This is a genomic window from Flavobacterium sp. (assembly GCF_029242675.1).
Taxonomy (GTDB): domain Bacteria; phylum Bacteroidota; class Bacteroidia; order Flavobacteriales; family Flavobacteriaceae; genus Flavobacterium.
This window is the reverse complement of record NZ_JAQWTM010000012.1, coordinates 1-7,234: the sequence shown is the minus strand read 5'-3', so window position 1 is coordinate 7,234 and position 7,234 is coordinate 1. Positions and strand designations below refer to the sequence as shown.

General features: G+C 34.0%; 7 protein-coding genes and 1 pseudogene. 5 read left to right on the top strand and 3 right to left on the bottom strand.

Features of this window, described 5'->3' with window-relative positions:
* Positions 1-199: 199 nt before the first annotated feature.
* The 3 genes from P8M54_RS00490 to P8M54_RS00480 form a co-directional block, all read right to left on the bottom strand.
* On the bottom strand, positions 200-676 hold the full coding sequence (locus P8M54_RS00490) for a TspO/MBR family protein (RefSeq protein WP_300283778.1): 477 nt from the start codon (positions 674-676) through the stop codon (positions 200-202).
* A gap of 75 nt (positions 677-751) precedes the next feature.
* Positions 752-1,477, bottom strand: coding sequence for a LytTR family DNA-binding domain-containing protein (locus P8M54_RS00485; RefSeq protein ID WP_300283776.1), 726 nt, complete (start codon positions 1,475-1,477; stop codon positions 752-754).
* Complete coding sequence (locus P8M54_RS00480; RefSeq protein ID WP_300283774.1) at positions 1,474-2,526, bottom strand: histidine kinase; 1,053 nt, start codon at positions 2,524-2,526, stop codon at positions 1,474-1,476. Before P8M54_RS00480 ends, P8M54_RS00485 begins: the two co-directional genes overlap by 4 nt.
* A 203-nt stretch (positions 2,527-2,729) precedes the next feature.
* Between P8M54_RS00480 and P8M54_RS00475 the strand changes: the two genes are divergently transcribed.
* The 5 genes and pseudogenes from P8M54_RS00475 to P8M54_RS00455 all read left to right on the top strand — a co-directional run.
* Entirely contained in the window at positions 2,730-5,129 is a 2,400-nt protein-coding gene (locus tag P8M54_RS00475; protein WP_300283772.1) for an outer membrane beta-barrel family protein, read from the top strand.
* 112 nt (positions 5,130-5,241) lie between these two features.
* Entirely contained in the window at positions 5,242-6,348 is a 1,107-nt protein-coding gene (locus P8M54_RS00470; protein WP_300283770.1) for a diphosphomevalonate decarboxylase, read from the top strand.
* A gap of 42 nt (positions 6,349-6,390) precedes the next feature.
* Positions 6,391-6,609 (top strand): hypothetical protein, encoded by a 219-nt coding sequence (locus P8M54_RS00465; protein WP_300283768.1) that lies wholly within the window; start codon positions 6,391-6,393, stop codon positions 6,607-6,609.
* Positions 6,609-6,905 (top strand): type II toxin-antitoxin system RelE/ParE family toxin, encoded by a 297-nt coding sequence (locus P8M54_RS00460; protein ID WP_300283766.1) that lies wholly within the window; start codon positions 6,609-6,611, stop codon positions 6,903-6,905. The genes P8M54_RS00465 and P8M54_RS00460 overlap by 1 nt, the downstream gene beginning before the upstream one ends.
* A gap of 32 nt (positions 6,906-6,937) precedes the next feature.
* Positions 6,938-7,234 (top strand): annotated as a pseudogene (locus P8M54_RS00455) (mevalonate kinase); the annotation flags it as partial.

Below are 7,234 nucleotides of genomic sequence, written 5' to 3'. Positions count from 1 at the left end.
AGAAAACTCTAATGAATTAGCTGTAATGGAATTTTTACTGAACAAACACACTGAATTTAAAAAAATATAGGCTGCAGTAAATACTAATTTACAACAACCTATTTATCTATTTTAACTATACTTCAATTTGCTCATGTTGTCATCCGCTGGAGCCAACCTCGACTTTTGACTTTATGACTTTTCAACTTTAGACTTACATTCATCTATTCAACCACCAAATACTTCCGTTTAAAACTGCTGCAAAACTCACCCAAGCGAGGTAAGGCAATAGTAAATAACCCGCAATTTTATCGATTTTTACAAATTGAGAATAGGTTTCAAAAATCATTAACCATAATATGATGATTTCAATTCCCGCTAGCATAGGATTGTGAAGTCCGAAAAACAAATACGACCATAAAGCATTCAATGCCAACTGTATTGCAAAGAAAACCAATGCTTTTTTCACAATTTCTTTTTCGTAATCAATTCGAGCCCAAACTAATCCTGCAGCAACTCCCATCATGGCATATAACGCACTCCATACAGGTGCAAATACCCAATTGGGAGGGTTAAAACTCGGTTTCACTAATGATGGATACCAATCTATGATACCCGCACGAGTCGAGTTCCCAGATATATAACCAATACCCAGACAGGTCACTACAACAATAAGTATTTTTGTAATCTTGTTCATTTTTTTTTGTATTTGAATTTTCAAATTTAATCAAAACTTAGAGGATAATTATAAAAAACGGAATCAAATACCCTATTATAATTTTCGCTGTTGAATAATTTCAAAAAGTTCTTTTTTGTAGGTATCGCCTATTGGGATACTGTTGCCATTGATGTAAACACTTAGAGAATCGGTTTTTGTGATATGACGTAACGACACAAGGAACGACTTATGGGTTTTGACAAATTCAGTAGCAGGTAAAAAATCCTCTATGCTCTTTAAGGTATTATTGGTAATTACTTGCTTGTCTTTTAAATGAATCGCAACGTAATTCTTTAATCCTTCAATGTAACAGATATCATTTACATATACTTTTTCAAAATTATTTTTACCATCGGTTTTAATAAAAAGGTACTCATTTTGCTCTTTTGAAACTTCCTTTTGCACCTCTTTCACTTCGGTTTGAAAAGTATTCTTTACTTTTAAAACTGCTTCATAAAAACGTTCAAATTCAAATGGTTTTAATAAGTAGTCAATAGCATCGACTTCATAACTTTGAAGCGCAAATTGCGGATAAGCTGTCGTGAAAATAATATTTGTTTTTCCTTTAACAATCTTCGACAGTTGCAAACCCGTTAAATCTGGCATTTGGATATCCATAAATACCAAATCAATATTCCCCTCTTCTATTTTTGAAAGTGCTTCTAAGGAACTGGTTGTTGTTGCAATTAATTCTAAAAACGGAACCTTACTCACATATTTTTCTAAAAGTCGGATCGCTGGCGGTTCGTCATCGACAATAAGACATTTTACTATTTTCATCTTTTTGATTGAATTGGTAGTTGTAAAAAAGTGCGAAACACATCCTCTGACTGTTCGTATCGCAATACATAATCGTTCTTGAAAATGGCGCTTAATCTTCGTTCTAAATTTTCTTTTCCTATTCCGCTTGCACTGTATTGCTCAGCAACCGAAACTAGATTAGCTGTTTCCATACTAATACATTCTTCGGTAACAATAATACTTATTTTAGCTGGAAAAGCACTGTTGGTAACCACACCATGTTTAAAAATATTTTCGACAAAATGAATAAAAACTAAGGAAGGCACAGGCTGATCACTTATGGTTCCTGTTACATTATATTCTAAAAATAAGGTGTCTTCAAATCTTTTTCGGTGCAGGTAAATGTAATCCTCAATAAAATTAATCTCTTTGGACAACGGCATAAATTCGGTACCTGCTTCATAGGTTACGTACCGTAATAGTTGGCACAAACGCAGAATGTCTTTGGCAACTTTAGGCTGTTCATCAATTAAATCAGTATAAAAAGCATTGAGTGTATTAAATAAAAAATGCGGCTCTAATTGTGATTTGAGCAAACTAAGCTCTGCCTTATTGTAATCTATTTCTAGATTGTGAATTCTCGTTTGATTTGACGCAAACTCAAAGAAAAGATAAACCAAAGTACTGTACAATACTGCTTTTATGGCATAGAGAGAATTGTCAAAAGTGTAAAACAAAAATTTCCTTGACTCTTCAAAATAATTGTGCTGCCCCGTGAAATGATATAAAATCACTTCCTCCAGTAAATAACGAACACGTCCAAAAACAACAATTAAAATAAGGACACCAATAGCAAACCTAAAATAGTGTTTCTTCCCCAACGTAAACGGACTTACAATATAAAAGTTAACAGCATAGGTGGTAAATGTTGCCGTGTATATAACTATTCTATTAAAATTTAAAGGCAACTGAAAGTTACTAAGCAGTTGCTTATCGCCGCCATACACGTAATCAGATAAGAGATCTAAAACCACTATGATAAGGACTAAGATTAAATGAAAGTATCCTTGTTTTTTATTTATTTCCATGGGATGAAATTAAACATTATCTGTTGATTTATTCTTTTTTTTACACCAACCACCCAAATTAATAGACCAAAGCATTTTTTTTAGACAAAAAACAGGAAAAAATCTGTTTTCAGCTTTTCATGTAGTAGAAAGTCCCACTGGTGTAAAATGAATTCGGGGGTTGAGGTACTACTCTACATTTGCTACCAACAAAATAACATACCATGAAAACCGCTATCACCCTTTTATTATTTTTCAGTCTGAATGTACTTTCTGCACAAAGCAGTAGCATCTCAGGAACAGTTGAATCAAAAAGCAACAGAGAAAAAATCGCCTTTGCTTCCGTTTCTGTTTTTGATGCTACAACTAAATCATTTGTAAAAGCAACTACCACTGACGAAAAAGGAAACTTTAGCATTCCGTTGACTAATGTAGCTTTTTTTGTCCAAATTGAAATGATTGGTTACAAAACCTTTGAGTCAAAAACGTTAACGCCTACAAAGGGCAACTTGACTCAAAACTTTGAATTAGAGGAAGATGTCCAAGCCCTGAAAGAAGTGGTTGTGATGCATAATAAAAGTTTGATTAAATTAAGCCGAGACAAAATGATCTTTGACATCGACAAAGCCGGTTTTGGTAATGGTAACGATGCACTTGAAACCTTAAGTAAACTACCTGGTGTACAATTAGACAAAGACGAAAACGTAGTTTTTAGAGGCAGCAATAATCTTCAAATTATGATTGACGGCAAACCATCATTGTTAACGGGTGAAGAATTGAAGCAATACCTTAAAACTTTAGATGGTGCTAATATCAAAGCCGTGGAAATTATCGCTAACCCATCGGCAAAATATGATGCGGCAGGAAGCGCAGGTATTTTTAACATCGTACTGAAAAAATCAGCTGCTACGGGATTAACTGGAAATATACGCTCTTCCATTGGCTATGCCGAATTCATCAAAAACTATAACGGACTAAACCTGTACAACAATACCGAAAAATGGAACCTGAAATTTGGTCTGAACCAAGGTTATGCCGAGAGTATCAATCGCAGAAACATTGATCAAACGGTAGTTACACCTACACTTACAACGACGCTATTGCAAAAAAATGATTGGTTACCTGTCTCTAATAGTTATTCGGGGAATTTTGGAGCATCGCATCAATTAAATAAAAATGCTACTGTGGGCGCTTCAACAAACTACAGTATTTATAAAAGTGATGAAAAAACAAACGGTCGTACCGAAGAGTTTGACAATGCCATTTATGAGAGATACACCATTCTGAACACACAAGATGACAAAATAAATAAAACGTTAACTAGTACTTTGTTTTACAATTTTGCCTCAGATAGTTTGGATACTAAAATCGATGCGCAATTAAGCTATGCTAATTATCAAAATGACAGTGATCGTCTAACGTCTAACGCTTACTTTAATGCCAACACCAATGCAATGTATAAAAATAGTGAAGCGGTCAAATTCCAAAACCCAACCAACTTCAATATTGTCAATGCAAAAGTAGATTTTGAGAAAAAAATATCCAAAACATTCAATTTTGAAACGGGTTCTAAATTGAGCTATGTAAATAATGACTACACCATCAAATTGCAAGACAGAGACGATCAAGGTAATTTTGTCTTGAACACCAACCCAAGCAATCATTTGGTTTACAAAGAATCTATTTTGTCAGGTTACGGAATCACAAATTTTACAAAAGGAAAGTTTGATATTCAGGCTGGACTACGTGCTGAATACATCAACTACAATGCTACCTCTTTAACCTCCAACAGCAGCAACAAAGACAATTATTTATCACTGTTTCCTTCTTTTAGCGTTAATGGGAACTTCAACAACAATCAATATAAATTCTCTTATAGCCGACGCATCCAAAGACCGCGTTACTTAGCCTTAAACCCATATTACGAGTACATTGACACCTACAACGTTTCAGTAGGGAATCCAAATTTGACACCTCAATTCACCGATGCTTTTGAGCTGGTTTGGATTAAAAAGCAAAAAACATCCGTTTCTTTATACGCTAATTTTTCAAGAGATGAAATCTACCAAATTATAGCTTACAACCCCGATACTAAAATAACTACGCTATTTTCTGATAACATCGGAAAATCTAAAAGTATTGGACTATCATTTAATACTAGTTATGCTGTAAAAAAATGGTGGGAAGTACAACTAAATACTGAAGTTGCTTATGGTCAAGCAACATCTAATCTAGAAGGATATCGATTCAACAATAGCGGCGTTTCCTTTTCGGGAGCTTTAAATCAATCGTTCACTTTAGCTAAAGACTGGAGTGCTACTTGGAATAGCTTTTATAGCCAGAATGGCAACTACGGAAATACAAGTTTCAAACCGTCATACGATATGTCTTTTAGTATGCGAAAAGACTTTTTAAGTAAAAAACTACGAATGAATTTAAGTGCTCAAAACGTATTGAAAAAAAGTCAATGGATCCAAAGCACGCAGCAAGACAACGTGACTACTAATTGGGTTAACCGCTGGGAAACGCGAAAAGTAACGCTTTCACTTACTTATAATTTTGGTACTGCTAAAAAGAAAGAAGTTAAGGATGCTGACCTAAATGAGGAACAAAACAGATTGTAATATTTTAAAAATACAATCTAGTGTAACCAACAAATTAACACTATAGTATTTGAACAAAAATCTGTGAATCTGTGGCCTAAAAATAATTATATTTGTGAAAATTTTACAATTCATGTCCACACTAATCGATTTTATTCCACAACCCTATTCTCATACTTTAGAAAGCGGTGAATTCCAATGGAGCGCACCAAGTAATATTGCTTTAGTTAAATATTGGGGTAAAAAAGACAATCAAATTCCGGCCAATCCATCGGTGAGTTTTACTCTAAATAATTGTAAAACAATTACAAAGTTGGCTTTCGCCAAAAAGGATGTTTCGACTTCGCTTGTCACTGTTGCACCGGGAAAATTTTCGTTTGATTTGCTTTTTGAAGGTAAACCAAAAGAAGACTTTAAGCCCAAAATCCAAAAATTCTTAGAGAGAATCGAAGTGTATCTTCCGTTTTTGAAAGACTATCACTTTACTATTGATACCGAAAACACGTTTCCCCATAGTTCTGGGATTGCATCATCGGCATCAGGAATGGCAGCTTTAGCGATGAACTTGATGAGTTTAGAAAAAGCGCTAAATCCTGAAATGACTGATGATTATTTTTACCAAAAAGCGTCATTGTTAGCACGATTAGGATCAGGAAGTGCTTGTCGTAGTGTCAAAGGACAGGTGGTTGTTTGGGGAAACCAAGCGAATATTCAAGGAAGCTCTGATTTATATGGAGTAGAATTTCCAGGCGAAATTCATGATAATTTCAAGCAGTACCAAGACACTATTTTACTAGTCGACAAAGGCGAAAAGCAAGTTTCGAGTACAGTTGGCCATGATTTAATGCACAATCACCCTTATGCTGATCGACGTTTTGCCCAAGCGCATGACAACTTAGATGCCTTGATTACTATTTTTAAAAGTGGTGATTTAGATGCCTTTATAAAAGTGGTCGAAAGCGAAGCACTGACCTTGCACGCCATGATGATGACTTCGATGCCCTATTTTATACTAATGAAACCAAACACCTTGGAGATTATCAATGCAATTTGGAAATTCAGAAATGAGACTAAAATCCCTGTTTGTTTCACCCTTGATGCAGGTGCAAATGTGCATGTTTTATATCCAAATAACGTTAGCGAAAAAGTTTTGCAATTTATTAAGAACGAATTAGTTGGCTATTGCCAAAATGGGCAGTACCTTTGTGACCAAATTGGAAATGGAGCTATGATGCTTTAATTGAATTATTTGTTTACCTTTAGCAAATAATGAATGAACAGTATGGATATTCAATTAGAAAAACAGAAAATCATTGAAAAGTTATTGAAAACCAATGACGAATCAATTATTAAGTCTATTAAATCCCTTTTACAAAAAGAAAAGAAGGATTTTTGGGAGGAGTTGACGAAGGAAGAGAAAAAAGGAATCGAAGAAGGGATTGAAGATTTTAAAAATGGGAATACCACATCTTGGGATGACTTTATTGTCAACTATCTTTAATGAGAAAGGTGATTATTTCAAAAAGAGCAACTTATGAATTAGAAGATTTATTTGATTTTCTTGATTATAAATGGTCTGTAAGTATTCGTAAGAAAGTTGCACAGAAATTAAATAACCATATTGAAAAAATCAGATTAGACCCTGAGTTATTTCCAAAATCAAATATACGAAGTACACGAAAATGTGTTATTTCAAAACAGATTACCTTGTATTATGACTTTGACGACAAAAATTTAAATATTCTTCGTGTTTTAGATACAAGACAAGACCCAAATAAGATTAAAAAAATAGAATAATTACCAACCCCAAATTGATAATTTACAATACTATGAAAGGACCTTTATTTTACTCAAAAATATTACTATTTGGAGAATACGGAATTATTCGTGACTCTAAAGGATTATCTATTCCTTATAATTTTTACAATGGTGCCTTAAAAAGAGATGAAGATCCATCAGCAGAAGCAATTGCTTCTAACGAAAGTTTAAATCGTTTTACTGTCTATTTAGAGACTTTGCAAACAGAGCAACCTAATTTAGTTTCTTTTGCAATCGATGAACTAAAAAATGATGTAGCTACAGGAATGTACTTTGATTCCAGTATTCCGCAAGGATATGGTGTGGGT